Genomic DNA, 24,311 nt, shown 5'->3' with positions numbered 1-24,311 from the left:
GCCGAACACACCCTGGTGCAGGGTGGAGAACCAGCGGTGTGCGGCTGGTGAGCGCTCCGGGTGGTTCCCGGTCGTTGCAGGTGATTCGGCACCCTCTGCCCGTCGGATTGGGACGACTTCTCCGGGCCCGTCGCCCCTAGGCTCGGGGCATGCGGGGAACGACGATCCGACCGACTACCGAGGACGACTGGGAGCGGGTCCGTGCGCTGCGGCTCGAGATGATCCAGGACACCCCGAAGGCCTACGGGGAGCGGCTCGCCGACGCCGAGCAGCTGCAGGAACGTGACTGGCGGCGCCGCGGTCGCCGTGAACACGACGTCGGCGGGACGACCCTCGCCGCGATCGACGCCGACGGCACGTGGGTCGGGACGATGGGGGTGTACGTCCCCGGTCCCCGTGTCGGACCGCTCCTGGTCGGCGTCTACGTCGCACCCTCGCACCGGGGTCGTGCCACTGGTGTCGCCGATGCGCTGCTCGACGAGATCGAGGTGTGGGCGGCGACGCACGGGTCGGCCCTGCGGCTGCACGTGCACGAGGGGAACACCCGCGCGCAGGCCTTCTACGCCCGGCGCGGCTACGAGCCGACGGGCGCGACCGAGGCGTACGTGCTCGACCCGAGTGAGCTCGAGGTCGAGATGATCCGACAGCTGCGGGGATCGCTGTGACCGCCGGGGCGGCCGGGGCGGCCGTGCCCGCTGTGCGGTGGCTGCTGCTCGACGTGGGCGGGGTCCTCGAACTCGTCGACGACGCCGCGTGGCCCGGACACTTCCGGGCGCGGTGGGCCGAGCGGCTCGGGATGACGACGGACGACTTCTCCGCTCGGCTCGTCGCAGCCGACCTGCCCGACGCCTCGCGGCAGACCGGCGTCGTCGACCGGTACTGGGGTGCGATCGGCACGGCGCTCGGGCTGTCGGCCGAGCAGCTCGCCGCCATGCGCGCCGACTTCTGGGATGCGTACTGCGGCACCCTGAACGAACCGCTGTACGACTTCCTCGCCGGACTCCGCGGCACGATCGGCCTGGCGATCCTGTCGAACTCGGGCGACGGCGCCCGCGAGGAAGAGGAGCGGCGCTTCCGGTTCTCGGCGGTGTTCGACCCGATCTGCTACTCCCACGAGATCGGCGTGAACAAGCCCGATGCCGAGGCGTTCCGGATCACGTTGGACCGCCTGCAGGCGACCCCGGCCGAGGTGCTCTTCATCGACGACGTCCCGGAGAACGTCGCGGCCGCCCGTGCACTCGGCATCGGGGCGCACCTGCACGTCGACACCGACGAGACGATCCGGGTGCTCGACGCGGTCGTGCGGGGGAGCGGCCGGCCGTGACCGTCGGCATCGTGTTCTTCGACGTCGACGGGACCCTCGTCACCCCCGGTTCCAGCAGCAGCTTCCTGGCAGCCCGGTTCGGGCACCAGCGAGCCCTCGACCAGGCAGAGGCCCGGTACGCCGACGGCGAGCTCACCAACCAGCAGGTGAGCGAGGTCGACGCCCTCGGGTGGCGCGGCACGGCCACTGCGACGGTCGAGCGGTGGCTCGACGACCTGCCGGTGTTGCCCGGCACCGACGCCGTCGTCGCCTGGTGTGCTGCACACGGCGTCGAACCCGTGCTCGCGTCGCTCGCCTGGCAGCCCGTGACCCGCTCCTTGGCGCGGCGGTTCGGGTTCGTCGCGAACGGAGGACCCCGGGTGGGGGAGCGCAGCGGCGTCCACGACGGCTCCGTCGCGGAGCACTTCGACGAGTTCGACAAGCGGGACCGGGCGCTCGCGCTCGCGCGCGACCGCGGTGTCCCGATCGAACGCTGCTGCGCCGTCGGGGACAGCCGCTCGGACATCCCGCTCTTCCGGGCGCTCCCGAGCGCGCTGGCGCTCAACGCGAGTCCGGCTGCACGTGCGGCTGCGAGTGACGCGATGGACGCGGACGACCTCTCGAGCATCATCCCCTGGCTCGACCGCTGGCTCCGGGGGCGCGCCTGATCGATCCGCTCCGAGGCGGATGCGGCATGATCGGTCCGTGTCTTCTGTGAACCCGACCGACGCGTACCGTGCCGCCCGCGACCAACTCCTCGCTGCGGACTCTCCCGAAGCGGCACGCGCCGGGTTCCGGTGGCCCGACCTCGGCGAGACGTTCAACTGGGCGTCCGACTGGTTCGACGTCATCGCGACCGACAACGGCCGCACGGCGCTCTGGATCGTCGAGGAGGACGGCCGTGAACAGCGGCTGAGCTACGCCGAGATGGCCGCACGCTCCGATCGGCTCGCCGCACGCCTGCACGGCTTCGGCGTGCAGCAGGGCGATCACGTCCTCGTCATGCTCGGCAACCAGCTCGAGCTCTGGGAGACCATGCTCGCCGTGATCAAGCTCGGCGCGGTCATCCTGCCGACGTCGACGATGCTCGACACCGCCGACCTGCAGGACCGTGTCGACCGGGGTTCGGTGGCGCACGTCGTCACGAACCAGAGCGAGACACACAAGTACGACGACGTCCGAGGCGCCTTCACGCGCATCGTGATCGGCGGCCACTCCGACGGCTGGACGGAGTACCCGAGCGACCTGGGCGAGCCCGCCCCTGAAGGCGAGGCACGCCCGCGGGTCATCACCCGCACCACCGACCCGTGCCTGGTCTACTTCACGTCCGGCACCACGTCGAAGCCGAAGATGGTCGTGCACACCCAGACGTCCTACCCGGTCGGGCACCTCAGCACCATGTACTGGCTCGGCGTCCGCCCCGGTGACGTCCACCTGACGATCAGTTCGCCCGGCTGGGGCAAGCACGCCTGGAGCTGCTTCTTCGCGCCCTGGATCGCCGAGGCCACCGTCTTCATCCACAACACCGCACGCTTCGACCCGGCCGGCCTGCTCGCCCAGCTCGAACGCGCCGAGGTCAACACGTTCTGCGCCCCGCCCACCGCCTGGCGGATGATGCTGCAGTCCGACCTCGGCGCGAAGCCGCGTGCACTCCGCGAGGTCATCTCGGCCGGCGAGCCGCTCAACCCCGAGGTCATCGGCCGGGTCGAAGCGGCGTGGGGGCTCACCATCCGCGACGGCTACGGGCAGACCGAGACCACCGCGATCGTCGGCAACGCCCCCGGAGCCCCCGTGACCCCCGGAGCCATGGGCAAGCCGCTGCCCGGCGTCACCGTCACGCTGCTCGACCCCGTCACCGGCGAACCGGGCGACGAGGGCGAGGTCTGCCTGGACCTGACCGAGCGGCCCGTCAACCTGATGGCCGAGTACCTGGGCGACCCCGATCGCACGGCGTCGTCGATGCGCGACGGCTTCTTCCACACCGGCGACATCGCCGTCCGTGACGCCGACGGCGAGCTGACGTTCATCGGTCGCACCGACGACGTGTTCAAGTCCTCCGACTACAAGGTGTCGCCCTTCGAGGTGGAGAGCGCGCTGCTCCAGCACCCGGCCGTGGCCGAGAGCGCGGTCGTCCCGGCTCCCGACGATGCCCGCCTCAACGTCGTCAAGGCGTACGTCACGTTGGCCACCGGATGGGAGGCGTCGGCCGACACCGCCAGACAGGTCCTGGAGTACGCACGCACGGCTCTTCCCGCCTACGCGCGTGTGCGCCGGGTCGAGTTCGCGGAGCTACCGAAGACCATCTCGGGCAAGATCCGTCGCGTCGAGCTGCGGGAGCGCGAGGAGCTGTCGGTGACCAACGGCACACGTGCCGAGGGCGAGTGGCGCGACGACGAGTTCCCCGGCCTCCGCGCGCCCCGCCCGCACGCCGGACCCGCTGCCGGCTGATCGACTGGCGGAGCTCACACATGGTCGTCGTCCTGCGCCCGTGGTCCTTGGACGACGCGGCTGCACTCCTCGTCGCCAGTCGGTCGGACCCGGATCTCGCGACGCAGTTCCCGGAGGTCGGGCTCGATGACGAGGAACATGCCCGCGCGCACATCACGGGCGCACTGCGGTTCGACGACCACGCGAGGAACTGGGCGATCGTCGAGGACGGGGTCGCGGTCGGCAACGTCGGTCTCTCGGCGATCGAGTTCCGGCACGGCACGGCGTGGGCCCACTACTGGGTGGCAGCCGATGCTCGTGGCCGAGGACTCGCCGCTCGTGCGCTGACGAGTGTGTCGAGCTGGGCCTTCGACGCCGGTCTCTTCCGCCTCGAACTCGGACACCGGACGAACAACCCGGCGTCGTGTCGGGTCGCCGCCGCCGCGGGGTTCAGCGCGGAGGGCATCGAACGGCAGAAGCTCCGGTACGGCTCGGAGCGGTTCGACGTCGAGACGCACGCCCGCCTCGCGATCGACCCCGTGCCGGACCTGCCCGGGTTCGAGGCGTACGAGGTCGATGCCGAAGCCTCGCCGGACTGATCAGACGGGCAGGGGCACCTCGGTGGTCACACGACGGACGCTCCGGGTCGACGCCGCGACCACGGTGGCGACGACGATGACGACGGCGCAGCCGATCAGCGTCGTGCTCGTCCCGACGGCGTGCGCCAGCGGTCCGACCAGGGCCTCGCCGAGCGGGACGGCGACGAACGATCCGACCATGTCGTACGAGTAGACCCGCGACAGCACGGCGCGGGGCACGTTCGACTGCAGTGCGTGGTCCCAGGCGATCGCGAACAGCTCGAGGGCGATCCCGCCCAGGGCGAACGCGACGAGCAGGGTCGGCAGGGCCGGGGCGACCCCGAGCGCCACGACGGGGAGCGCGGTCACCGCCATCAGGGCGACCCCGATGCCGAGCGCACGCCGGGGCCGCCACCGCAGGGCGATCAGCGCACCGAGTGCCAGGCCGACGGTCTGCGCGGCGACGACGAGCCCCCAGGCCGCCCTGCCGAAGGAGTCGTCCGCGACGACCGGTCCGAGCACGGTCGTCGCGCCGACGAAGGCGGCGTTGAGCACTGTGAACTGGGCGACCACCGTCCAGACCCAGCGTCGTCCCGAGAACTCGACCCATCCCTCCCGGATGTCCGCGATCACCGACGGACGGTCGGCCGGTGCGATCGACGCGCGACGGGGCAGGCGTATCCGCGCGTACAGGGCTGCGGCGACGGCGAAGCCGGCGGCGTCGACCGCCAGGCCCCACCCGGCACCGACGAGCGCGACCATGCCGGCCCCGGCGGAGGCACCGACGATCGTCCCGGCGTTGATGCTCAACCGGATCACGGCGTTCGCGGGGCGGAGCAGCGCCTCGGGAACGGTCTCGGGCACCATGGCCGCGGTCGTCGGCAGGCTCACCGCGGCGACCGCGCCGTTCAGGATGCTGAGCACGACCAGGAGCGGGACGGTCGCCGTGCCGGTCAGGACCAGCGCAGCGACAGCGGCCTGTGTCACCGCCGCGCCGAGCGACGTGACGACGAGCACGACGTCGCGGGGCAGGCGGTCGGCGATGACCCCGCCGAACAGCAGGACCGCGACGTTCGCGACCGAGCGTGCGGCCACGACGAGACCCAGGTCGACGGGTGAGCCGGTGAGGTCGAGGACGGCGAACGCCAGGGCGATCGGCGCGACGGCGTTGCCGACGATGCTCACCGTGCGGGCTGCGAGCAGCCAACGGAACGGTGCGTGGGCGAGGACGCCCGTGGTCGGCGTGCTCACGGTCGCCGCATGGGGAACATCGAGACGGTCATCGACACCGGCACCGTGCCCGGGGTACGCGGGCGCTGCGCTGCTGCGTGGAGCAGGGCGGACGCCTGGCCGACGTGGTGCACCACGCGCCGCCACGTCTCGGGGCCGACCCACAGTTCGGCGTCGGTCGAGACGGCAGGGCCCGTGGTCCGCTGGTGCAGTCGTCGCCGGAGCTCTTCGACCTGCGCCTCGACGTAGACGAGCTGGTCCTGCACCGAGATGCGTTCCGGGTGCCCACCATCGGGGACGGCGTCGAGGTCGAACGGTTCGGACGACGACTCGTGCCGGTACCGCTTCGCCTCGCCGCCTCGGAGCCGCACGACCTCGACGACCGCGACCAGCCCCGCCCGTTCGAGCACCCGCAGGTGGTAGCTCGCGGTGGCCTGCGAGAGGCCGAGTTCCCGCGCGGCCTCGGCCGCGCTCATCGCGGTGCTCGTCACCAGCGACAGCAGGCGGAGCCGGATCGGGTGGGCGGTCGCCCGGAGGGACTGGAGGCTCGACATGCGCCCATCGTCGCCGCTGCGGTCGAGACCGTCAAACGGCTCTTTGGGGGTTGCGCACCAGGGGCACCTCCGAGCCCCTGCACCGGTCTTTCGCGCTCAGCGACACCTCACGGGCCGCCGCGCGCGTGAACTGTCGCCCAGCGCGAAACAGCGCGACCCCCCGCCCGCGTCACCCCGCCCCATCCGCGTCAGCCTGTGGGAGCACACATCTCCCCCCAACGGCGGACGCGGCGCCGACCACCGCTCCCGTAGCGTCGACGCCGTGATCGAAGTCAGCCATCTCACCAAACAGTACGGTCCGAAGACCGCCGTGGACGACGTCTCCTTCGTCGTGCGTCCCGGCAGTGTGACCGGCTTCCTCGGGCCCAACGGCGCCGGGAAGTCCACCACGATGCGCATGATCATGGGGCTCGACCAGCCCACGTCGGGCACAGCCACCGTGAACGGCCAGCCCTACACGAGCTTCCGCGACCCGCTCCGGCAGGTCGGCGCCCTGCTCGAGGCGAAGGCCGTCCACTCCGGACGCAGCGCCTACAACCACCTGCTCTCCCTCGCGGCGACCCACGGCATCCCGAAGTCCCGCGTGCACGAGGTCATCGACATGACCGGCCTCGACTCCGTCGCGAAGAAGCGCGTCGGCGGGTTCTCGCTCGGCATGGGGCAGCGCCTGGGAATCGCTGCCGCACTGCTCGGCGACCCGAAGACCCTGATCCTCGACGAGCCGGTCAACGGCCTCGACCCCGACGGCGTGCTCTGGGTCCGACAGCTCGCCCGCCGCATGGCCGCCGACGGCCGCACGGTGTTCCTCTCCAGCCACCTGATGAGCGAGATGGCACAGACCGCCGACCGCGTGGTCGTGCTCGGCCGGGGCAAGGTCCTGGCCGACGCCCCGATCGCGGAGTTCGTCGCCGGTGGCGGCGCCGCTGCTGGCACCGATGCCGCCGTCAGCCGTGTCATCGTCCGCACGCCGGACCCGAACGGCCTGTTCAACGCCATCGGCCCGAACGCCGCGGTCACCCAGCGCGAGGACGGCTCATTCCTCGTCGTCGGGCCCGACGCACCGACGGTCGGCAACATCGCCGCACAGGCAGGCGTCCCCCTGCACGAACTCACCCCGACCGGCGCGAGCCTGGAAGAGGCCTACATGGCCCTCACTCGCGACGACGTCGAGTACCGATCGGAGGGCACCCGATGAGCGCCACCACCTCGCCCACCACACCGTCGACCCGGATGTCCGGCTCGACCCGCCTGTCGTTCCCGCACCTGGTGCGGAGCGAGTGGATCAAGCTGCGCAGCATCCGGTCCACGTTCTGGTGCTACGCGATCCTGGTCGTCCTCACGATCGGCATGGCCGCGCTGATCGGGGCGAACACGAACAGCGGCGGCCAGGAGCTGCCGACGGACCTCGCCAACGGCACCTTCGTGAACGCCAACGCCGTGGGTGTCCTGCTCTCGTCGCTCGTCGTCGGCGTGCTCGGCGTCCTCATCATCACCGGTGAGTACGGCACGGGCCAGGTCCGCTCGACGTTCACCGCCGACCCGCGACGCACCGGTGTGATCCTGGCGAAGGCCACCGTCCTTGCCATCGCGACCTTCGTCGTCAGCGCCGTCGCCACCTGGATCGGCGTCCTCATCTCGCTGCCGCTGCTGGCCGGCAACGGCATCGAGCCGGAGGTCAGCGACCCGTCGGTGTTCCTGCCGATCCTCGGTTCGTCGGTCTTCCTGACCCTGCTGGCGCTCCTCGCGTACGGCATCGGTCTGCTCGTCCGGTCGAGCGCCGGCGGCATCGCGATCACGCTCGGCCTCTTGCTGGTCGTTCCGGGGGTGCTCGCACTCATGAGCGGACTGATGAAGGTCGACTGGCCGATGGACATCGCGGCGTTCCTGCCCGACTCAGCCGGCGGCCAGCTCTACGCCTACTCGTACGACGGCGCGAGCACGGTCGACAACAGCGGGGTCGTGCTGAACGGCTGGGGCGGCTTCGGCGTCCTCGCCGCCGAGGTGCTCGTCGTCGGTGGCCTCGCCCTGACGCTCGCGCGCCGTCGCGACGTCTGACGCGACCACCCCACGGCCGGGAGGCGCGGTGCCAGCTGGCACCGCGCCTCCCGTCGTCCGCGGTGTGGGTCCGCAGCGTCAGTAGGCTCACAGCGTGCGCTCCGTCCCCGCCCTGCTCCTGCCCGCGATCGCGGGCGTGCTGCTGCTGGCCGGCTGCGCCGGGCCGCCGCCCGTCGACGAGGCGGCGCTGCACGCCTGGGAGAAGCGGCAGATGGCCGCCGAGTCGGACCGGGACCTCGGCGCGATGTTCGCCGAAGAATCCGCCGGGCAGAGCGCGACGGGGAACGACGACGAGATCGACCGTGGCGTCACGATCACGTTCGCACACCCGGAGACGGTCGACCACCTTGAGTTCTCGTGCTTCGGTGACGGGCACATGAGCGGTTCGGTCATGGTCGTCTCCCGGGAAACGTCGCGGAACCACATCATCGAGGCGATGCCCTGCGGCGACGGGGAGCAACGCATCGACCTGCGGCGAACCTGGCGTGCCGACGTCGACAGCATCTCCTTCAACGGGTTCGACAGTGACCGCGACAGCGCCTGGAACGTTCGCGTGATCGGCGCAACGCCCGGCGCGGACTGATCGCCCGAGCGTTCAGGACCGCCGGACGTCGTACCGGTGCAGGGTGACGCCGTTGTCGGAGCGCTGCTGCTCGATCAGGTCGAGCTGCACGAGCGGACGGTGCCCCGACACCGGTGGATCGAACAACGGGCGGCCGGCGCCGAGCACCGACGGGTGCGTGAAGAGCATGACCTCGTCGAGCAGCCCGGCGTCGAGCAGCTGACTCGCGATGCTCGGCCCACCGACGCCGATGTCGCCCTCGCCTTCGGCACGGATCGCGGCCAGCTCGGCGATCGCGTCGCCGTCGCCTCCGATGACCCGGGTGTCGTGGTCGGCGGTGGTCCGCGTGCGGGACACCAGGATCTTCGGCTGCGCGGTCCAGATCTCGCCGTACTCGCGCAGGTACTCGGGCATCGACTCGTCGTGCCGGGCATCGGGCCAGAACGGGTCCATCATGTCGCGCACGACCCGGCCCTCGACGGACAGGGTCATCGCGGCGGCCCGGGCGTTGAACTCGCGGTGCAGTGGCTCGTCGATGCGCATCCAGTCGGGGCCGTCCAGGCCGCCGTGCTCGCCGGGTGCCCGTTCGACGAACCCGCCGACGGAGACGTTGATCCAGTAGACGAACCTCGCGGGCATGGCATGACTCCTTCGTCGGGCCGAGCGTACGCGCGCGTTGCCGACCAGCGCCACCGAGGGGCGCACGACACCGGTGTTGCCGAGGTGCACCGCGACGTGCGCGTGTTCGACCCGCGAACACCGGTGTTGTGGCGCCCCTGCGCACCGCGCCCCGATCCGGGAAACGCCGCTCGGCGACACGGATACCCGTCGGGATGCGAAGATGCATCGTTGGTGCCGGAGCCGAGGACGAGGGTTGGATGATCCCGACGGAAGAACACGACGCGAGCGCGCCGCTGCTCGACGGTCGGTACCGCCTGGAACAGGCGATCGGTCAGGGCGGCATGTCCGTCGTCTACCGCGGCGTCGACGAGAGCCTGCACCGCCCGGTCGCGATCAAGCTCTTCCACGCGGGCATCGTCGACATCGCCCGGCAAGAGGCCGAACTCGGCGTGCTGGCGTCGCTCGAGCACCACAACCTCGTCAGCCTGCTCGACGCCGGGGTCGTCACCAGCCAGGACGGCACCCAGCAGCGCTACATCGTGATGTCGCTCGTCGTCGGGCAGGACCTCGAGGAACGTCTGAGCGTCGGCCCGCTCGCCTCGCGCCACATCGCCGAGATCGGTTACGACATGGCCGAGGCGCTCGACTACATCCACGCCAACGCCGTCGTGCACCGCGACATCAAGCCGTCGAACATCCTGCTCGTCGACTACGGCAACGCCTCCGAGCGGGCCCGCGCACGCCTGACCGACTTCGGCATCGCGCTCGCCGCCGGCGTCGAACGCCTGACCGCCGACGGCGTGACCACCGGCACCGCCGCCTACCTCAGCCCCGAGCAGGGGCGCGGCGGCGAGGTCGGCCCGCCGAGCGACGTCTACTCGCTCGGCCTCGTGCTGCTGCAGTGCTTCACCCGCCGCCGGGAGTTCCCGGGCTCGCTCGTCGAGTCCGCCGTCGCGCGGCTGTCCCGCGACCCCGTGGTCCCCGAACCCCTGCCCGAGCACTGGAAGCACCTGCTCCGCGCCATGACTGCGCAGGACCCCGCAGCCCGTCCGCTCGGCCCCGAGCTGGTCACGATGCTCCGCGACGTCGTGATCGCCGAGACCGCCGCCCCCGACCACGTGGTCGAGCCGACGGACGAGACAGCCCCGGTGCCGACGCGGTCCGAGACCGATCGCCCGGCGACCCTCGACACGCTGCCGAACGAGTCGCTGCAGCGCACCACGACCATGGCTGCTCGGCTCTTCGACGCACCGATCGCCCTGATCGAGGTGCTCGACGAGGACCGCGAGTGGTCCCAGTCGTACATCGCCGAGGGCATCGACGAGGCGGCGCGGAGCATCAGCTTCACCAACGGCTTCGCGCCCGTGCCCGTCCCCGTCGTGATCCCGGACGGTTCCGCACACCCCGAGATGCGCAACAGCCCCCTGGTCACCGGCCCGCTCGGCATCCGCTTCTACGTCAGCGTCCCGCTCGTCCGGCACGACGGCGCGCCGATCGGCACCCTCGCCGTGCTCGACACCCGCCCGCGGCAGGCCACCGAGGACGACCTCGCCAACCTCCGCGACCTGGCGGCGCTCGCCGTCTCGCAGCTCGAGATCCGGCAGGAGTCCCTGCGCACGACCAGCGACTCGCTGCCGGTCCCACGGGTGGGCGGCGACCACACCGCCTGACGGGAGGCGCGGTGCCACCCCGCACCGCGCCTCCCGTCCGCCCGTGGTCGCGTCCACCGCCACGCCGGCGCCGTCCGCCGAGCGGTCACGATCCGTCGGCTGACGCGCTCCCGCCCGACCCTTCGTGACCGCTCGCCCGCCGGTCTGCGGGGTGTCGTGACCCCTCGCGGTGGTGGGGGTTCGTGCGCGTGGGTCGGGGTTGTCGAGCGGGCGGAATGCCGGGGTGCCTCCGCGCATGAACCCGGGTGTTTCGCCCGCTCGGCCGGGGGGCCTCAGCCGAGGCGGGTCGCGGCGATGCCGCCGTCCACGTCGATGGTGGCGCCGTGCACGAAGGACGCCTCGTCGGAGGCCAACCAGCGCACGGCGAACGCGACGTCGACCGGCCGGACGGGTGCGCCGGCCGGTGTGCCCGCCGTCATCTGCGCGAGGACGTCGTGCGAGTCGGCGTTGCCCGGCGTGGCGGTGGCACCGGGGGAGACCGTCGACACCCGCACACCGTGCGGGCCGAACTCGGCGGCCCACGCCCGGGTCAGCTGCTCCACGGCCGCCTTCGTCGCCGGGTACAGCGCCGTGAAGGGGACGCCGACGCGGGACATCCACGAGCCGATGTTCACGATGACACCCGAGCCGCGCTCGACCATGCCCGGAGCCAGGGCGCCGACCAGGACGTGCGGTGCTCGGACGTTCGTGGCCCAGAGCGCTTCGGCGTCGTCATCGGGGAGCAGCGCCGTCGGGCCGACCGGGTAGACGCCGGCGTTGTTGACGACGATGTCGACCCGGCCACCGAGGGCTGCCGTGGCACGGGCAGCGAGGTCGCGGACGGCGTCGGGATGCGCGTTCAGCTCGCCGATGACGGCCACGGCGGAGCCGCCTGAGGCGGTGATGGTGTTCACCACGGCCTGCGTGCGCTGTACGTCACGGCCGGCGACACCGACCGTCGCGCCGGAAGCGGCGAGGACCCTGGCGACGGCTTCGCCGATGCCGCTCGAGGCGCCGGTCACCAGCGCGGTCCGGCCGGCCAGTCGGTCGCCGGAGGTCAAGGAGTCGAGGAGTGCTTCGTTGGTCTGCATGCTCCGATGCTCGGTCCGGCGAGGCGGTCGGCGATTGCACAGGACTCCGGACTGCTTGCCGGATCCAGCACGGGCGTTCAGCGCATCGATCGGGTCGACAGAATGAGTACATGGACGACGTCACCTCGGACCGACTGGACCGCGCGCTGCAGAGCGTCCTGGCCCACGTCGACGACACGGAGCGCGCAGGACGGCTCGGACTCCGCCTGGCCCGGGTCGACGCGCCGACCGACCTCGGGTACCAGCGCTACACGCCGTCGGTGTCGGTGGTGCTCGCGGGGCAGAAGCGGTCCATCGTCGGGGACGACGACCAGCTCTGGGGTCGCGAGCGCTTCATCATCACACCCGTCGACCTGCCGGTGATCGCCGGTGTGGTCGCCGTGGAAGAGCCGGCGGGATTCGTCGCGGTCGTCTGGCAGCTCGACCCCGCGGTGGTGGCCGAGGTCGCGACGGCGATGTCCCGCCCCCACCAGGACGAAGCGCCGCCGGCCCGACTCGGCAGCTGGACACCAGCGCTGGCGGACGCGTTCGCGCGGCTCGTCGGATTGCTCGACACTCCGGAGGACATGGCGGTCCTCGCCCCGCTCGTCACCCGCGAGGTCGTGCTCCGGCTGCTGCAGACCGACCAGGCCCCGCGCATCCTGGCCGCGATCGGCAACCGGGACGGCGACGTGGTCGCGGCCGCCACGGCCCTGCTCACCGATCGGCTGGCGGACCCGTGGTCGGTCACCGACCTGGCCGCGGCGGTCCGGACGAGCGAGTCGACCCTGTTCGCACGCTTCCGGCAGGTCACCGGGATGAGCCCGGTGCAGTACCTGCGGCGGCTGCGGCTCGGAGAGGCCCGGCGGCGGATGATCGTGCTCGGGGACACCGCTGCCCAGGCTGCTGCGGCGGTGGGGTACCGGAGCGCCTCGCACTTCTCGCGCGACTACCGCGCCCTGCACGGTCGTCCACCGGCTGCCGACGCCGGTCGGGCCCGTGAGCTCATGGCGCGGGGCGAGGTCGCGATCGCCTGACCCGTCAGTCCTCGGTGAGGGCTGCCGCTTAGGCGCGGACGGAGCGGTGGTAGCGGGGGAGCGTCGGCTCGACGGTCTCGATCGCGACGCGCAGGGCCTCGGCCGAGCGTCCCGCGCTGTGCAGCGCGAGCGCGAGGAACACCCGCGGTGCCGCCCCCGTGGCGGGGTGCTCGGGGGCGTCGCGGAGCATCGCGATGGCGGCGTCGACCCGGCCGAGGTTCCGCAGCGTCGAGGCGTGCTGCACGACCATCCGCGCCGCGCGTTCGGGGTCGACGGTGTCGAGACCCGCTGCGGTCGCGGCGGCGTACTGCACGTCGGCCTCGGCCTCGTGGCCGCCCGAGTCGAAGGCGCCGCCGAGCTCGAACGCGCCGAGGGCCGGGTGCGGGGCGTCCGCTGCGAGGTCACGCATCCGCTCGATCCGCTGGTGGTCGTCGATCGTCTCGTCGTCCCACAGCGCCGTGACGCGTGCTTCCCAGTCCCCGGTGCTCATCCGGCGAGCGTACCGCCGTCGGTGATCGTCGAGCGGAAGGAACGGACGAACGGTGCGCCCGGCTGCACGATCGCCGGGGTGTCCCACGCCAGGGCCGAGCCGATCGCCGGGTACTCCTCGGCGCGGACGAACCAGGGGTCGTGGTGGTCGAGGGCCTCGATGCGGATCGTCGCCGGCCCGCCGTCGAACACCGCTGACCAGGAGATCCAGGGTGCGACCGAGCCGTGCACGGCGGTCTCGCCCTCGGCGTCGGCGGTCCGGACGACGACCCCGGTGCACTCCGGGAACCGCCAGGAGAAGCCGCCGTAGCCCGCTCCGACCCGGCCGTTGCTGCCCGGGCCGCCGAGGTGCACGGGGGAGTCGCCGGGGGCGCGGAACGACGACGACCAGGACAACTCCCACCCGGTTCCGACCGAGCGCCAGCGCAGGGTGCGGTCCTCGTGCAGGACCAGCGCGCGGTCCGGACCCCGCCAGACCAGCTCCTCCGTCGACCCGAGTCCGTGCTGCGCGGCGTGCACGACCTCGACCGAACCGTGGTCGTCGCGCCAGACGTAGCCGGGGCCGTGGACGTAGGTCCGTCCGCCCCAGCAGTTCACGCCGTCGACGTCGGGGATCGCGACGCCGACCCCGCAGTGCCAGTCGTGGTCGCCCGGGTGGTGTGCGCTGACCACGGTGCCGCCGAGGGTCCGGACCGGGTGCAGGTACGGCCGAGGGGACGACGTGGCGATCGTGCCGGCCCCGTCGCGTTCGACGGCGACCGTGACGTCGTCCACGCGGAGCTCCTGCAGCGTCTGGTCGCGGGCCGTGTGCGCCCACGGTGCCCCGACTTCCGAGAACAGCGCGCGGGCGTCGGCGGCGCGCTCGATCGTGGCCTCGACACCGGTCACCACGGGGCGCCGGGTCGGCCCCTCGCCCTCCCACGTCACCCAGGGGTGGTCGAGCTGTACGGGTTCGGTCGCGCGGACCGCCTCGAGCACCTCGACGAACGCTCCCGTCGAGACGAGCGGCACGAGCAGTTCATCGCCGTGGGACCGGTGCGCCAGCAGGTTCTCGAGCAGGTCGGTGCGCTCCAGGCGGGTGGTCGCGCCGTCGATCGTGACGTCGTCCGTCGTGTAGTGCAGTACGCCGTCCCCCGTCGCGCCCCGCACCCGCACGGTCGGCGGGACCTCGGTGGTGGCACAGAGCGTGAGCGCGGCAGTGGCCTCGAGGCCGGCGGTCGTGGTCACCCGGACGGCCGAGGTGTCGTCGCCCTCGATGGCGTTCGCCCGGTACAACTCGACCTCGACCCGCGCGACGTCGGCGGTCCGGCGGCACCCGACGAGCGCCAGGGCCGTCGCCACGGCGTGGGCGAGCGGATTGGTGACGACGCCGTCGAGCACGTCCACTCCGCCGACCCGACGGCGCCCCGCCCAGGGGGAGCGGTCCCAGTACGCCCGGTCGCGGGTCCACGTGCCGACGGCGGCCGCAGACCGGACGGCACCGACGAGCGCCCCGTCACGGAACGCCGGCAGCGCGGCGGAACCGAGGCTCTGGAACCCCACCTGCACGACCCTGCCGGTCCGACGTTCGGCCTCGAGCAGCACGTCGAGGGCGTCGCGCGTGGTGACCGGGGGCTTCTCGAGCAGCACGTCGGCGCCGGCGTCGAGCGCATCGAGGGTGAGGGGCAGGTGCGCCGCGATCGGAGCCGCCACGACGACCACGTCCACCGGTCCGAGCCTGCGGGCCGCTGCCACGTCGGCCACGACGGGCACACCGGCGTCGGCGATCGTGCCGAGCGCGGGGTCGACGACGGCGGTCACCGTGCAGACCCCTGCTGCCACGAGCCGGTCGATGTTCGCGCGGTGGTGAAGGCCGTAGCCGCGGGCTCCGACGAGCACCACGCCCGGCAGCGTCACCGGCCCGTCCCGATCACGATGCGTGCCGAGCCGGGGGCTCTCCCGGTGACGTGGACGTGCTCACCCTGCGGTCGGTCGGTCCCGCCGAGGAACGCGTAGTCCTGTCCCGGGGTGTAGCCCGCCGGCTGGCCCGGACCGGCGCCGTTGCCCGGACCGAACGTCACGACGTCGGAACCGACGCGGTAGCTGCCTGTCCCCTCCGCCAGGACCCGCTCCCCGGTGACGGCGTCGGTCTCGACGCCCGTGAGGGTCCCCCCGGTGCGGAACGTCAGCTGCAGGGACCACGGCACTTCGGCCCCCTCGGTCACGACGTCGAGGACGACGGCGTCCGGGGTCACCGCGACGTCGACGGTGGTGCTGAGGACCACCGTGTCGACGGACCGGGTGCCGAACGCCATGGCGGCGGAGAACCGGCCTTCGTCGGCGAGCGGGTAGCGGCCGTCCGGCTGGCGAGCACTCGCGGGCAACGGCTGGTGGTAGCCGGCGGACACGGTCTCGGTCAGCCGGAACCGTCCGTCGCCCAGGGACTCGAGCGCGGTCGGTCGGAACGGTCCGAGGCCGAAGAACTCCCGCGAGAGCCGCACGTCGGACAGGACGACCGACCCGACGACGACCCGCAGGAACGTCGGGCTGTTCGCCAGCCCCGACCGCACGTGGCCCTGGGCCGGGACGTCGGAACCGGCGAAGAGCACGACACTGCGGTCGAGCTCGCGGACGTGCACGAGCCGTGCGTCGGCGAAGGTGTGCACGGCCGGCGCCAGGGCGACGGGTTCCGGCAGCGGACGCCCGAGCAGGGGATCGGTCATCGACCGCGCGGCGACGGTGGCGGGCTGCCAGGTCTCGGCCACGGCGGCGCGGGCGGCGACCGCGGCCAGGTCGCCTCGGCCGTCGAGCACCGCGACGTGCCAGAGCAGCGGCGCGAACGGCCCGATCCCGAAGGGCTGTGACTGGTCCTGCCGTCGGGACTGCACGGTCTCGACGGTGTCGTCCGGCAGCAGGAGTGCGAGCGTGGCGTCGAGCGAGCGGCGCACCGGGTCGAGCAGGGCGGGGCGGTCGAGCACGGCGGCGAGCACCAGGAACGACGGCCCGGACACGGCGGACGCGTAGTTCGGGCTCCGCTCCGACCACAGACCGTCGGCGTCGATGTCCGGCCCTTCGGCCAGCCACGCGTCGATGCGGTCGAGCAGGGCCGCCGCCGGGTGGAGTCGGTGCACCCGGGCGAGGGCGGCTGCGATCTCCCACCGGTGGTTCGGGGTGTGCACCCCACCGGTGAGCAGTGCGGGGGTCGCCCGGTGCACGATCGCGTCGAGGTCGTCGGCCAGCGCGGCCGCTGCCGGCACCGTCGCCCGGTGCGGTGCGAGCAGTTCGAGGGCGTCGCAGACGTCGTTGACGGTGAACGCGGAGTCCGGCGGGGAGAGCACGTTGTCGCCGCCGACGAACGTGCCGCCGGGCGACTGCCGGGTCGCGAGGTGCCGGACCCAGCCGTGCGCGGTGGTGAGGTCGTCGTCTGCGGGGTGAGCCGGGCCTCCAGGCCGTTGCCGGACCCACGCACCGACCAACGCGAGCGCACGCGCCATCAGTTCCCGGTGCTGCAGCGTGGCCGGGTCGTCGTCGGCCAGCCGCAGGCGGGCGACCTCGGCGTCGGCGGCCGGGCCGGCCAGGTCGAGGAACCCCATCAGTCCTTCAGACCCGCGTTGAGGTCGGCGCCGTTCACGTACTTCTGGAACACCAGGTAGAGCAGCACGAGCGGGATGATCGAGATGACCGAGGCGCCGAGCAGGACCGTCCAGTTCACGTTCTCGGCACCGACGATGCTCTGCAGGGCGATCTGGATCGTGAACTGCTTCGGGTCGTTGAGCACCAGGAGCGGCCAGATGTAGTCGTTCCACCGCCACTGGAACGAGAAGATCGCGAGCGTCAGCATGATCGGGCGGGAGATCGGCAGCATGATCCGCCAGAAGATCCCGAACTCGCTCGCACCGTCGATCCGGGCCGCTTCGACCAGGTCGTCCGGCACGGTGATGAAGAACTGCCGGAACATGAAGATCCCGGTGGCCGTGATCACCGACGGCACGATGATGCCGGCCAGCGAGTCGTACATGCCGAGGTCGCGGATGACGATGAACGTCGGAGCGAGGATCACCTCGGTGGGGAGCATCGTCGTGGCGAGGATGCAGACGAAGAACACCTTCAGCCACCGGTTGTCGTACTTCGCCAGCGCGTACCCGGTGGCCGCACTCGCCAGGACCGTCAGCACCGTGGTGACCAGGGCGACGATCACGGTGTTGCCGAAGTACTGGGCGAAGTCGTAGCTGGACCACGCCTCGGCGAAGCCCTCGACCGACCAGTTCTTCGGCAGCAGGGTGAGCGGGTACGAGAACAGCTCGCCGCCCGGCTTGAACGCGCTGAGCACGAACCACAGCACCGGGAACCCGAACGCGATGATGAACACCCAGAGCAGGGCCGTGGCGGCGATGGCCTGGGGACGCGGCGTGGCGTCCACAGCCTTCGAGCGGCCAGAGCGGCCAGAGCGGCCGGAGCGGCCGGAGCCGGAGCGACCGGCCCGACGGCCGCTTCCGGTCTTGTCGGTCTCGGTGGGGAGCGTGGCGGTCATCGACGGGACTCCGTCCGGCGGTTCACGGCCAGCTGGATCAGCGCGATGGCCATGAGGATGAGCATGAGGACCATCGACGCCGCGCTCGCGTAGCCGATGTGGGCGTTCTGGAACCCGTTCGTGTAGATGTACTGCACCAGCAGGTTGTTGTCGGTGCCGGGGCCGCCGCCGTTGAGCGCCTGCACGGTGGCGAACTCCTTGAACGCACTGAGTGACGACAGCAGGATCACGATGAACGACGTCGGCGCGATGCTCGGCAGGGTGATGTAGCGGAACTGGTGCCAGGCGCCGGCACCGTCGAGCGATGCGGCCTCGTAGTACGACTGCGGGACGTTCCGGATCGCAGCGACGAACAGCAGCATGTTGAACGCCGCCCCGGCCCACGCGGTGGCGAAGACGACGACCAGCAGCGACAGGTCGGCGTTCGACTGCCACGGGACGGCCTTGCCGCCCAGGGACTCGATGACGAAGTTGGCCAGCCCGAAGTTCTCGCCGAACATCCACCGCCAGATCACACCGGTGACGATGGGGGAGATGAGCCACGGAACGAAGAACACGATGCGGGCGACGCTCCGGCCCTTCGCCGCGGGGCTCGTGAGCATGAGCGCCATCGAGAGCGACAGGACGAACCCGAGCGGCACGGCGACGATCGCGTACAGGAAGGTGCGACCGAGGGCAGCGTAGAAGGTGTCGTCGGCGAACAGCTCGAAGTAGTTCGCCAGGCCGACGAACTTCGGGTCGACGACGCCGTTGTAGTCGGTGAACGAGTAGCCGAGGCCGATCACGGCGGGCCACACGAAGAACACCACGAACAGGACGGCGTTCACGCTGACGAACAGGATCGGGGCGAGGACGGGCTTGCTGACGCCGGAGCGGCGGCGCTTCGTCGTCTTCGCGGCTCCGGGCCGGCGGGGCGGCACCGGGGTGGGGACGGCGGTCTGCACGTCACCGGCTGCGGTGGGGATGCTCACGATGATCCTCTTCGTTCGACGTGGTGCTGCTGTGGAAGGAGAGACAACGGGGCCGGACGCATGCGCCCGGCCCCGTTCCGTCACCCCACGTGCTCCTCGTAGTACTTCGTGATCGTGTCGAGCGTCTCCTTGGCCGACTGCTGCCCGTTGATGAGCTTGCCGACCTCGGCCGTGGTCGGGTCGGTGCCGATCTCCTTGCCCTCGACCGCCCACTCCGACGCTGCCTTGGCGTACGAGCTCGAGATCGGGTCGGCCGCCTCGATCTCCTTCTGGTACAGCGCGAAGGAGTCCTTTGCTGCCTGCGACTTGAAGGGGTAGGTGATGTCCAGCCCGGACTCGACCGGTAGGAACCCGTTGGTGGTCACGAGCTTCGCGTAGTTCGTCGGGTCGTACATGTAGTCGATGAACTTCTTCGCCGCGGCGCCGCGGGTGTCGGAGTTCTCGAACCCGACGATGTTGCCGCCGTAGTTGATCTCGGTGGCGTGGGTCGGGTCCGCCGGGGTGGCGGCGCTGGCCCAGTCGAAGTCGGTGATGTTCGACGCGAAGTCCGACGACTGCCAGACACCGGAGAAGTACGCCACGACCTGGCCGCTCTTGAACAGGGCGTTCGGGTCCTGGCCGCTCGTCCACACCGACTTCGGCATGACCGAGTCGTCGTTCATGTCGGCGAAGTCCTGCAGGGCGTCGACGGTCTTCGCGTCGGTGGGGAAGGAACCGTCCTTCTCCTGCTGCATGAAGTCGGTGCCCTTGGTGAACATGTAGGCCCGCAGGCGCGACGGCGACGAGTCGAAGACCAGGTCGTACTTGGCGCCGGTGTCGGCCTTCACCTTGTCGGCGGCGTCGAGGAACTCGCTCCACGTCCACGCCTTCGCGGGATCGGTCGGGTACGCGACGCCGGCCTTGTCGAACAGCGACTTGTTCACGAACAGTCCGGCCGCGGTGACGTCGGACGGGATCGAGGTGACCTTGCCGTCCTTGTCCTTCGCGATGAGGTCCTGGTCGATCCCGTTCGCCTTGTCACTGACGATCGAGGCGAGGTCGACGGTCTTGCCGCTCCAGATCGGGTCGATGCCCGCGGCCCGCACCACGTCGGGCAGCGAGTTCGCCTGCGCCGACTCGCGCAGCTTGGTCTGCAGGCCGTCGTACGGCAGGTTCACGATCTTCACCGCGACGCCGGTCTGCTTCTCGTAGGCGGTCGCGAGGTCCTGGTAGCCCTTCTCCTGCGCGGACGAGGTGGAGAGCCAGAAGGTCAGCTCGTCCACCTTGCCGCCGTCCCCGGACCCGCCGGAGGCGCAGCCGCTCAGGAGCGCGAGCGCGGCGATCCCGCCGACGAGTGCGAGCATTCTCTTGGATGACTTCATCGTCACTGCTTTCGTTCGGGACCACGTGCATCTGCCGTGGGCGAGCGTTCGGGGTGTCTCGGCCGAGGACCCCAGGTCTACACGACCCCCGCCGTTCTGGCAAGCGCTTTCCTGAGCGATGTTCTGACAATGTGACCTGCGGTCTCGACGGCGAGACCGGCCGCTCGGAACCCCGCCCTGGCCCGCGGGGAATCGCTATCCTCGCCACAGGCCGCGCACGGCGCGGACCCTGACTGGAGGCACGACATGCCCGAGCGAGGCACCGTCACCCTGGCCGACGTGGCCGAGCGGGCAGGGGTGTCGCTCGCGACCGCCTCGCGGGCACTCAACGGCAGCACCCGCAAGGTCCGGCAGGAGTCGGTGGACCGGGTGCGCGCCGCCGCCCGGGCCCTGCGCTACACCGCCAACGTGCAGGCGCAGGCCGTCGCTCGGGGGTCGACCACGACCCTGGCGCTCGTCGTCGGCGACATCGCCGACCCGTACTTCGCCGCGATCGCCGCCGGCGCGATCCGCGCCGCCGACGACGCCGGGCTCGTCGTCACGATCACCTCCACCGGCGGCGACCCGTCGCGCGAAGTGGCGGTGCTCGACGTGGTCGCCGGACTCCGCCCGCGAGCCGTCGTGCTGGCGGTCAGCCGTCGGCTCGGGATCGGCTCCGGATCCGCGACGGGCTCCGGCCCGTCCGAAGTCGCGGCGGCGGTCGGTGGCCTCGTCGCCGCGGGGGCGGGGGTGTCGGCGCTCGTGTCCGACCTGGACGGAGCCGCAGCGGGCGTCCCGGGCGTGCACGGCGTCGTGATCCGCAACCTCGGTGGGGCCGCGGCACTCGCCGGGGCACTGGTCGAACAGGGGCACGACTCGTTCGCCGTGCTCGCCGGCGACCCGGACCTCGTCACCGCCCACGCCCGGGTCGAGGGGTTCGTCGCCGGCCTCGCGGCCCACGGTCTGCGGGTGCCCGACGACGACGTGGTGCCCTCCGAGTTCACGCGCGACGGCGGGTACCGGGCGATGGTGTCGCTGCTGGACCGTGCCGCCGAGGGTGGGGCCGCGGTGCCCCGGTGCGTCTTCGCGGTCACCGACTTGATGGCCGTCGGGGCGGTCGCGGCGATCCGCGAGCGCGGGCTCGTGCCCGGGGTGGACGTCGGCGTGGCGGGGTTCGACGACGTGCGGATGCTCGCCGACGTCGTGCCGGCGCTCAGCACGGTGCGGCTGCCGCTCGAGGAGATCGGCGAGCGGGCCGTCCGCCGTGCGCTCGGGCTCGAGGCCGACGGTGCCGTCGACGGCGAGGTCGTCCTGCGCGCCAGCACCGCCCGCTGACCTCGTCACCGCGCACCCGACGCACCCCGTGGTGTACGGTTCCGGCAAGCGCTTTCCACGACGACGGAGAGCGGGCCACAGCGAGCAAGGGAGCACGCGTTGACCACCACGCGCACCATCGGCATCATCATGAACGGCGTCACCGGGCGCATGGGCTACCGGCAGCACCTGGTCAGGTCGATCCTGGCGATCCGCGACGACGGCGGCCTGCTGCTGCCCGACGGCACGCGCGTGCAGCTCGAACCGATGCTCGTCGGTCGGAACGCCGCGAAGCTCGAGGAGATCGCGACCCGGCACTGCCTGCAGCACTGGACCACCGACCTCGACGCCGCCCTGGCGGATCCCCGCTGGCAGGTCTTCGCCGACTTCGCCGTGACGAGTGCCCGTGCCGACGCGCTGCGCCGCGCGATCGCCGCCGGCAAGGCCGTCTACACCGAGAAGCCGACGGCCGAGACCTCCGCCGAGGCCCTCGAACTCGCCCGGCTCGCGGCCGAGGCCGGCGTCCCGAACGGGGTCGTGCACGACAAGCTCTACCTGCCCGGGCTACGGAAGCTCCGTCGCCTGCTCGACTCCGGGTTCTTCGGCCGGGTGCTGAGCGTCCGCGGCGAGTTCGGGTACTGGGTGTTCGAGGGGGACTGGCAGTCGGCGCAGCGCCCGAGCTGGAACTACCGCCGGCAGGACGGTGGCGGCATCGTCGTCGACATGTTCCCACACTGGAACTACGTGCTCGAGCAGCTGTTCGGCCGCGTCGAGTCCGTCTACGCCCGCGCGGTCACGCACATCGAGCAGCGCACCGACGAGCAGGGTGTGCCGTACCCGGCGACCGCCGACGACGCCGCGTACGGCGTGTTCGACCTGGCCGGCGGCGTCACGGCGCAGATCAACTCGAGCTGGGCGGTCCGGGTGGACCGTGACGAGCTCGTCGAGTTCCAGGTCGACGGCACCGACGGCAGCGCGGTGGTGGGGTTGTTCGGGTGCCGCATCCAGCCCCGCACGGCGACGCCGAAGCCCGTCTGGAACCCCGATCTGCGCGACGACGCCGACTACCGCAGCCAGTGGCTCGAGGTCCCCGACAACGAGGTCTACGGCAACGGGTTCCGCGCCCAGTGGGAGGACTTCCTGCAGGACCTCGTCGCCGGGCGCCCGCACCCCTACGACCTGCTGTCCGGTGCCCGCGGCGTGGCGCTGGCGGAAGCCGGTCTGCGTTCCAGCGCCGAGGGCCGGCGTGTGGACCTGCCGGAGCTGACCCTGCCCGCCGGGGCCGAGCCGCGCCTCCCGGTCGAGACGCCGGAGGTCGCCCAGCGCACCGAGACCATCGGGGCGTCCGCATGACGCACCTGACCCTGCTGGCGCCCGACGGCACCACGAGCCGGACGCCGCTGGGCGCACCTGCCGTCGACGCCACTGCCGTGCCCGCGGCACCGCTCACCGAGCGCATCGTCTACGCGGCCGCCCACGTCGTCCCGCGTGTCGCGGCCGACAACACCCCCGGAGCCCCGGCCGACCTCGACTGGGACGCCACCCTGGCGTTCCGCCACCACCTGTGGTCGTGGGGGCTGGGTGTGGCGGACGCGATGGACACCGCGCAGCGGAACATGGGACTGGACCCGGCGGCGACCCGCGAGCTCGTGACGCGCTCCGCCCGCGAGGCGCAGTCGGTCGGCGGTCGTATCGTCGTCGGAGTGAACACCGACGACCTGCCCGACGAACCCGTCACCGAGCAGCAGGTCGTCGACGCCTACGCCCGGCAGCTCCACCACGCCGAGGACGCCGGGGCGGGCGTGGTCCTGATGGCCAGCCGCCACCTGGCACGACTCGCGCTGGACGATCCGGACACCTACCGCCGCGTCTACCGTCGGGTCGTCGAGCGGGCGAGCGCCCCCGTCGTCCTGCACTGGCTGGGGGAGGCGTTCGACCCCGCCCTCGCCGGGTACTTCGGCGGGCACCGGGGCCCGGACACGGTGCTCGACATCATGCGCGACGCCGGGCCGGGGATCTCCGGCATCAAGATGAGCCTGCTCGACGCGACGGCCGAGGTGGCACTCCGCGCCCGGCTGCCCGAGACCGCCCGGATGTTCACGGGTGACGACTTCCACTACGTCGACCTGATCGCGGACCGCGACGGCGTGCACTCCGACGCCCTGCTCGGGGCCTTCGCCGCGATCGCACCGCTCGCCTCGGCCGCTGTGCGTGCCCTGCCCGACGAAGCCGCCTACCGCTCGTTGCTCGGACCGACCGAGGCCCTGTCCCGACACCTCTTCAGTGCCCCCACCTGGCACTACAAGACCGGCATCGCGTTCCTCGCCTGGCTGAACGGGCACCAGCCGGCCTTCGCCATGGTCGGTGGCCAGCACGCCGGCCGCTCGCTGTCGCACCTGTCCGAGACGGTCCGGCTCGCGAACGCCTGCGGCGCCCTGCAGGCCCCGGACCTCGCCGCCGCGCGCTGGCACGCCCTGCTCGCGGTCAACGGGGTGGCGACGACCGCCGGGAGGCCCGCCCCACCCGCCGTCGACCGCACCGCAGCCGGGGTGGTCGCGTGAGCACGCCGTCCGGCACGGCCGCGCAGGTCGGTGCACCCGT

23 protein-coding genes are annotated in these 24,311 nt (G+C 72.0%); 13 read left to right on the top strand and 10 right to left on the bottom strand.

Features of this window, described 5'->3' with window-relative positions:
* The first annotated feature begins 149 nt into the window (after positions 1–149).
* The 5 genes from ASF75_RS17180 to ASF75_RS17160 are packed head-to-tail and all read left to right on the top strand — an operon-like array spanning position 150 to position 4,329.
* The gene (locus ASF75_RS17180) at positions 150–665 is read left to right on the top strand and encodes a GNAT family N-acetyltransferase (RefSeq protein ID WP_017885822.1); all 516 of its coding nucleotides are present in this window, start codon (positions 150–152) and stop codon (positions 663–665) included.
* A 23-nt stretch (positions 666–688) separates the two neighbouring features.
* The gene (locus ASF75_RS17175; RefSeq protein ID WP_235517739.1) at positions 689–1,324 is read left to right on the top strand and encodes an HAD-IA family hydrolase; all 636 of its coding nucleotides are present in this window, start codon (positions 689–691) and stop codon (positions 1,322–1,324) included.
* Positions 1,321–1,971 (top strand): HAD family hydrolase, encoded by a 651-nt coding sequence (locus tag ASF75_RS17170; RefSeq protein ID WP_082509819.1) that lies wholly within the window; start codon positions 1,321–1,323, stop codon positions 1,969–1,971. Before ASF75_RS17175 ends, ASF75_RS17170 begins: the two co-directional genes overlap by 4 nt.
* Positions 1,972–1,990: 19 nt before the next feature.
* Positions 1,991–3,751: an AMP-binding protein gene (locus ASF75_RS17165; RefSeq protein ID WP_056073418.1), complete on the top strand. Its 1,761-nt coding sequence runs from the start codon at positions 1,991–1,993 to the stop codon at positions 3,749–3,751.
* A gap of 20 nt (positions 3,752–3,771) precedes the next feature.
* Positions 3,772–4,329, top strand: a complete 558-nt coding sequence (locus tag ASF75_RS17160) for a GNAT family N-acetyltransferase (RefSeq protein ID WP_056073415.1) — start codon at positions 3,772–3,774, stop codon at positions 4,327–4,329.
* Here the strand turns inward: ASF75_RS17160 and ASF75_RS17155 are convergent, their stop codons facing one another.
* Positions 4,330–5,559 carry an MFS transporter gene (locus ASF75_RS17155; protein ID WP_056073412.1) on the bottom strand — a complete coding sequence of 410 codons (1,230 nt, stop codon included), beginning with the start codon at positions 5,557–5,559 and terminating at the stop codon, positions 4,330–4,332.
* The gene (locus ASF75_RS17150; RefSeq protein ID WP_056073409.1) at positions 5,556–6,092 is read right to left on the bottom strand and encodes an ArsR/SmtB family transcription factor; all 537 of its coding nucleotides are present in this window, start codon (positions 6,090–6,092) and stop codon (positions 5,556–5,558) included. The genes ASF75_RS17155 and ASF75_RS17150 overlap by 4 nt, the downstream gene beginning before the upstream one ends.
* Positions 6,093–6,354: 262 nt before the next feature.
* Between ASF75_RS17150 and ASF75_RS17145 the strand changes: the two genes are divergently transcribed.
* The 3 genes from ASF75_RS17145 (at position 6,355) to ASF75_RS17135 (ending at position 8,730) form a co-directional block, all read left to right on the top strand.
* Positions 6,355–7,287, top strand: a complete 933-nt coding sequence (locus ASF75_RS17145) for an ABC transporter ATP-binding protein (protein ID WP_017885815.1) — start codon at positions 6,355–6,357, stop codon at positions 7,285–7,287.
* Complete coding sequence (locus ASF75_RS17140; protein ID WP_042540425.1) at positions 7,284–8,147, top strand: ABC transporter permease; 864 nt, start codon at positions 7,284–7,286, stop codon at positions 8,145–8,147. The genes ASF75_RS17145 and ASF75_RS17140 overlap by 4 nt, the downstream gene beginning before the upstream one ends.
* A 94-nt stretch (positions 8,148–8,241) precedes the next feature.
* Complete coding sequence (locus ASF75_RS17135) at positions 8,242–8,730, top strand: hypothetical protein (protein ID WP_056073406.1); 489 nt, start codon at positions 8,242–8,244, stop codon at positions 8,728–8,730.
* A 12-nt stretch (positions 8,731–8,742) separates the two neighbouring features.
* Here ASF75_RS17135 and ASF75_RS17130 read toward each other — a convergent pair whose 3' ends face one another.
* Positions 8,743–9,348 (bottom strand): dihydrofolate reductase family protein, encoded by a 606-nt coding sequence (locus ASF75_RS17130; protein ID WP_056073403.1) that lies wholly within the window; start codon positions 9,346–9,348, stop codon positions 8,743–8,745.
* Between the two features lie 239 nt (positions 9,349–9,587).
* Here ASF75_RS17130 and ASF75_RS17480 point away from each other — a divergent pair, with 239 nt between their 5' ends.
* The gene (locus ASF75_RS17480) at positions 9,588–11,000 is read left to right on the top strand and encodes a protein kinase domain-containing protein (protein ID WP_082509818.1); all 1,413 of its coding nucleotides are present in this window, start codon (positions 9,588–9,590) and stop codon (positions 10,998–11,000) included.
* Between the two features lie 272 nt (positions 11,001–11,272).
* On the opposite strand, the gene ASF75_RS17120 is transcribed toward ASF75_RS17480, so the two are convergent.
* Positions 11,273–12,070 carry an SDR family NAD(P)-dependent oxidoreductase gene (locus tag ASF75_RS17120; RefSeq protein WP_056073401.1) on the bottom strand — a complete coding sequence of 266 codons (798 nt, stop codon included), beginning with the start codon at positions 12,068–12,070 and terminating at the stop codon, positions 11,273–11,275.
* Between the two features lie 110 nt (positions 12,071–12,180).
* Between ASF75_RS17120 and ASF75_RS17115 the strand changes: the two genes are divergently transcribed.
* A complete protein-coding gene (locus tag ASF75_RS17115; RefSeq protein WP_056073397.1) occupies positions 12,181–13,086 on the top strand; it encodes an AraC family transcriptional regulator in 906 nt (301 codons plus the stop codon).
* A gap of 28 nt (positions 13,087–13,114) precedes the next feature.
* Here the strand turns inward: ASF75_RS17115 and ASF75_RS17110 are convergent, their stop codons facing one another.
* The 6 genes from ASF75_RS17110 to ASF75_RS17085 all read right to left on the bottom strand — a co-directional run bounded on the left by ASF75_RS17110 (position 13,115) and on the right by ASF75_RS17085 (position 20,417).
* A complete protein-coding gene (locus ASF75_RS17110; RefSeq protein ID WP_056073394.1) occupies positions 13,115–13,576 on the bottom strand; it encodes a tetratricopeptide repeat protein in 462 nt (153 codons plus the stop codon).
* Complete coding sequence (locus ASF75_RS17105) at positions 13,573–15,456, bottom strand: DUF6807 family protein (RefSeq protein WP_162243031.1); 1,884 nt, start codon at positions 15,454–15,456, stop codon at positions 13,573–13,575. The genes ASF75_RS17110 and ASF75_RS17105 overlap by 4 nt, the downstream gene beginning before the upstream one ends.
* Before the next feature lie 11 nt (positions 15,457–15,467).
* Positions 15,468–17,147 carry a hypothetical protein gene (locus ASF75_RS17100; protein ID WP_056073388.1) on the bottom strand — a complete coding sequence of 560 codons (1,680 nt, stop codon included), beginning with the start codon at positions 17,145–17,147 and terminating at the stop codon, positions 15,468–15,470.
* A complete protein-coding gene (locus ASF75_RS17095; protein WP_056073384.1) occupies positions 17,147–18,085 on the bottom strand; it encodes a carbohydrate ABC transporter permease in 939 nt (312 codons plus the stop codon). Before ASF75_RS17095 ends, ASF75_RS17100 begins: the two co-directional genes overlap by 1 nt.
* Entirely contained in the window at positions 18,082–19,056 is a 975-nt protein-coding gene (locus ASF75_RS17090) for a carbohydrate ABC transporter permease (protein WP_197068670.1), read from the bottom strand. Before ASF75_RS17090 ends, ASF75_RS17095 begins: the two co-directional genes overlap by 4 nt.
* Positions 19,057–19,136: 80 nt before the next feature.
* On the bottom strand, positions 19,137–20,417 hold the full coding sequence (locus ASF75_RS17085; protein WP_051067354.1) for an extracellular solute-binding protein: 1,281 nt from the start codon (positions 20,415–20,417) through the stop codon (positions 19,137–19,139).
* Between the two features lie 246 nt (positions 20,418–20,663).
* On the opposite strand from ASF75_RS17085, the gene ASF75_RS17080 reads away from it, so the two are divergent.
* The 3 genes from ASF75_RS17080 to ASF75_RS17070 all read left to right on the top strand — a co-directional run bounded on the left by ASF75_RS17080 (position 20,664) and on the right by ASF75_RS17070 (position 24,271).
* A complete protein-coding gene (locus ASF75_RS17080; protein WP_042540409.1) occupies positions 20,664–21,731 on the top strand; it encodes a LacI family DNA-binding transcriptional regulator in 1,068 nt (355 codons plus the stop codon).
* A gap of 129 nt (positions 21,732–21,860) precedes the next feature.
* On the top strand, positions 21,861–23,063 hold the full coding sequence (locus tag ASF75_RS17075; protein ID WP_162243032.1) for a Gfo/Idh/MocA family protein: 1,203 nt from the start codon (positions 21,861–21,863) through the stop codon (positions 23,061–23,063).
* The gene (locus ASF75_RS17070) at positions 23,060–24,271 is read left to right on the top strand and encodes a DUF993 family protein (RefSeq protein WP_056073379.1); all 1,212 of its coding nucleotides are present in this window, start codon (positions 23,060–23,062) and stop codon (positions 24,269–24,271) included. The genes ASF75_RS17075 and ASF75_RS17070 overlap by 4 nt, the downstream gene beginning before the upstream one ends.
* Positions 24,272–24,311: the final 40 nt, after the last annotated feature.

The organism is Curtobacterium sp. Leaf154 (genome assembly GCF_001424595.1).
Lineage (GTDB): Bacteria > Actinomycetota > Actinomycetes > Actinomycetales > Microbacteriaceae > Curtobacterium > Curtobacterium poinsettiae.
Note: the sequence above shows the minus strand (reverse complement) of the source record. Positions and strands in the feature narration are given on the sequence as shown.

Excerpts from the sequence above, each read along its gene's own strand:
- ASF75_RS17180 (WP_017885822.1), top strand. The coding sequence starts at position 150 with ATGCGGGGAACGACGATCCGACCGACTACCGAGGACGACTGGGAGCGG.
- ASF75_RS17165 (WP_056073418.1), top strand. The coding sequence starts at position 1,991 with ATGCGGCATGATCGGTCCGTGTCTTCTGTGAACCCGACCGACGCGTAC.
- ASF75_RS17160 (WP_056073415.1), top strand. The coding sequence starts at position 3,772 with ATGGTCGTCGTCCTGCGCCCGTGGTCCTTGGACGACGCGGCTGCACTC.
- ASF75_RS17150 (WP_056073409.1), bottom strand. The coding sequence starts at position 6,092 with ATGTCGAGCCTCCAGTCCCTCCGGGCGACCGCCCACCCGATCCGGCTC.
- ASF75_RS17140 (WP_042540425.1), top strand. The coding sequence starts at position 7,284 with ATGAGCGCCACCACCTCGCCCACCACACCGTCGACCCGGATGTCCGGC.
- ASF75_RS17130 (WP_056073403.1), bottom strand. The coding sequence starts at position 9,348 with ATGCCCGCGAGGTTCGTCTACTGGATCAACGTCTCCGTCGGCGGGTTC.
- ASF75_RS17480 (WP_082509818.1), top strand. The coding sequence starts at position 9,588 with ATGATCCCGACGGAAGAACACGACGCGAGCGCGCCGCTGCTCGACGGT.
- ASF75_RS17120 (WP_056073401.1), bottom strand. The coding sequence starts at position 12,070 with ATGCAGACCAACGAAGCACTCCTCGACTCCTTGACCTCCGGCGACCGA.
- ASF75_RS17115 (WP_056073397.1), top strand. The coding sequence starts at position 12,181 with ATGGACGACGTCACCTCGGACCGACTGGACCGCGCGCTGCAGAGCGTC.
- ASF75_RS17110 (WP_056073394.1), bottom strand. The coding sequence starts at position 13,576 with ATGAGCACCGGGGACTGGGAAGCACGCGTCACGGCGCTGTGGGACGAC.
- ASF75_RS17100 (WP_056073388.1), bottom strand. The coding sequence starts at position 17,147 with ATGGGGTTCCTCGACCTGGCCGGCCCGGCCGCCGACGCCGAGGTCGCC.
- ASF75_RS17095 (WP_056073384.1), bottom strand. The coding sequence starts at position 18,085 with ATGACCGCCACGCTCCCCACCGAGACCGACAAGACCGGAAGCGGCCGT.
- ASF75_RS17085 (WP_051067354.1), bottom strand. The coding sequence starts at position 20,417 with ATGAAGTCATCCAAGAGAATGCTCGCACTCGTCGGCGGGATCGCCGCG.
- ASF75_RS17080 (WP_042540409.1), top strand. The coding sequence starts at position 20,664 with ATGCCCGAGCGAGGCACCGTCACCCTGGCCGACGTGGCCGAGCGGGCA.
- ASF75_RS17075 (WP_162243032.1), top strand. The coding sequence starts at position 21,861 with ATGAACGGCGTCACCGGGCGCATGGGCTACCGGCAGCACCTGGTCAGG.
- ASF75_RS17070 (WP_056073379.1), top strand. The coding sequence starts at position 23,060 with ATGACGCACCTGACCCTGCTGGCGCCCGACGGCACCACGAGCCGGACG.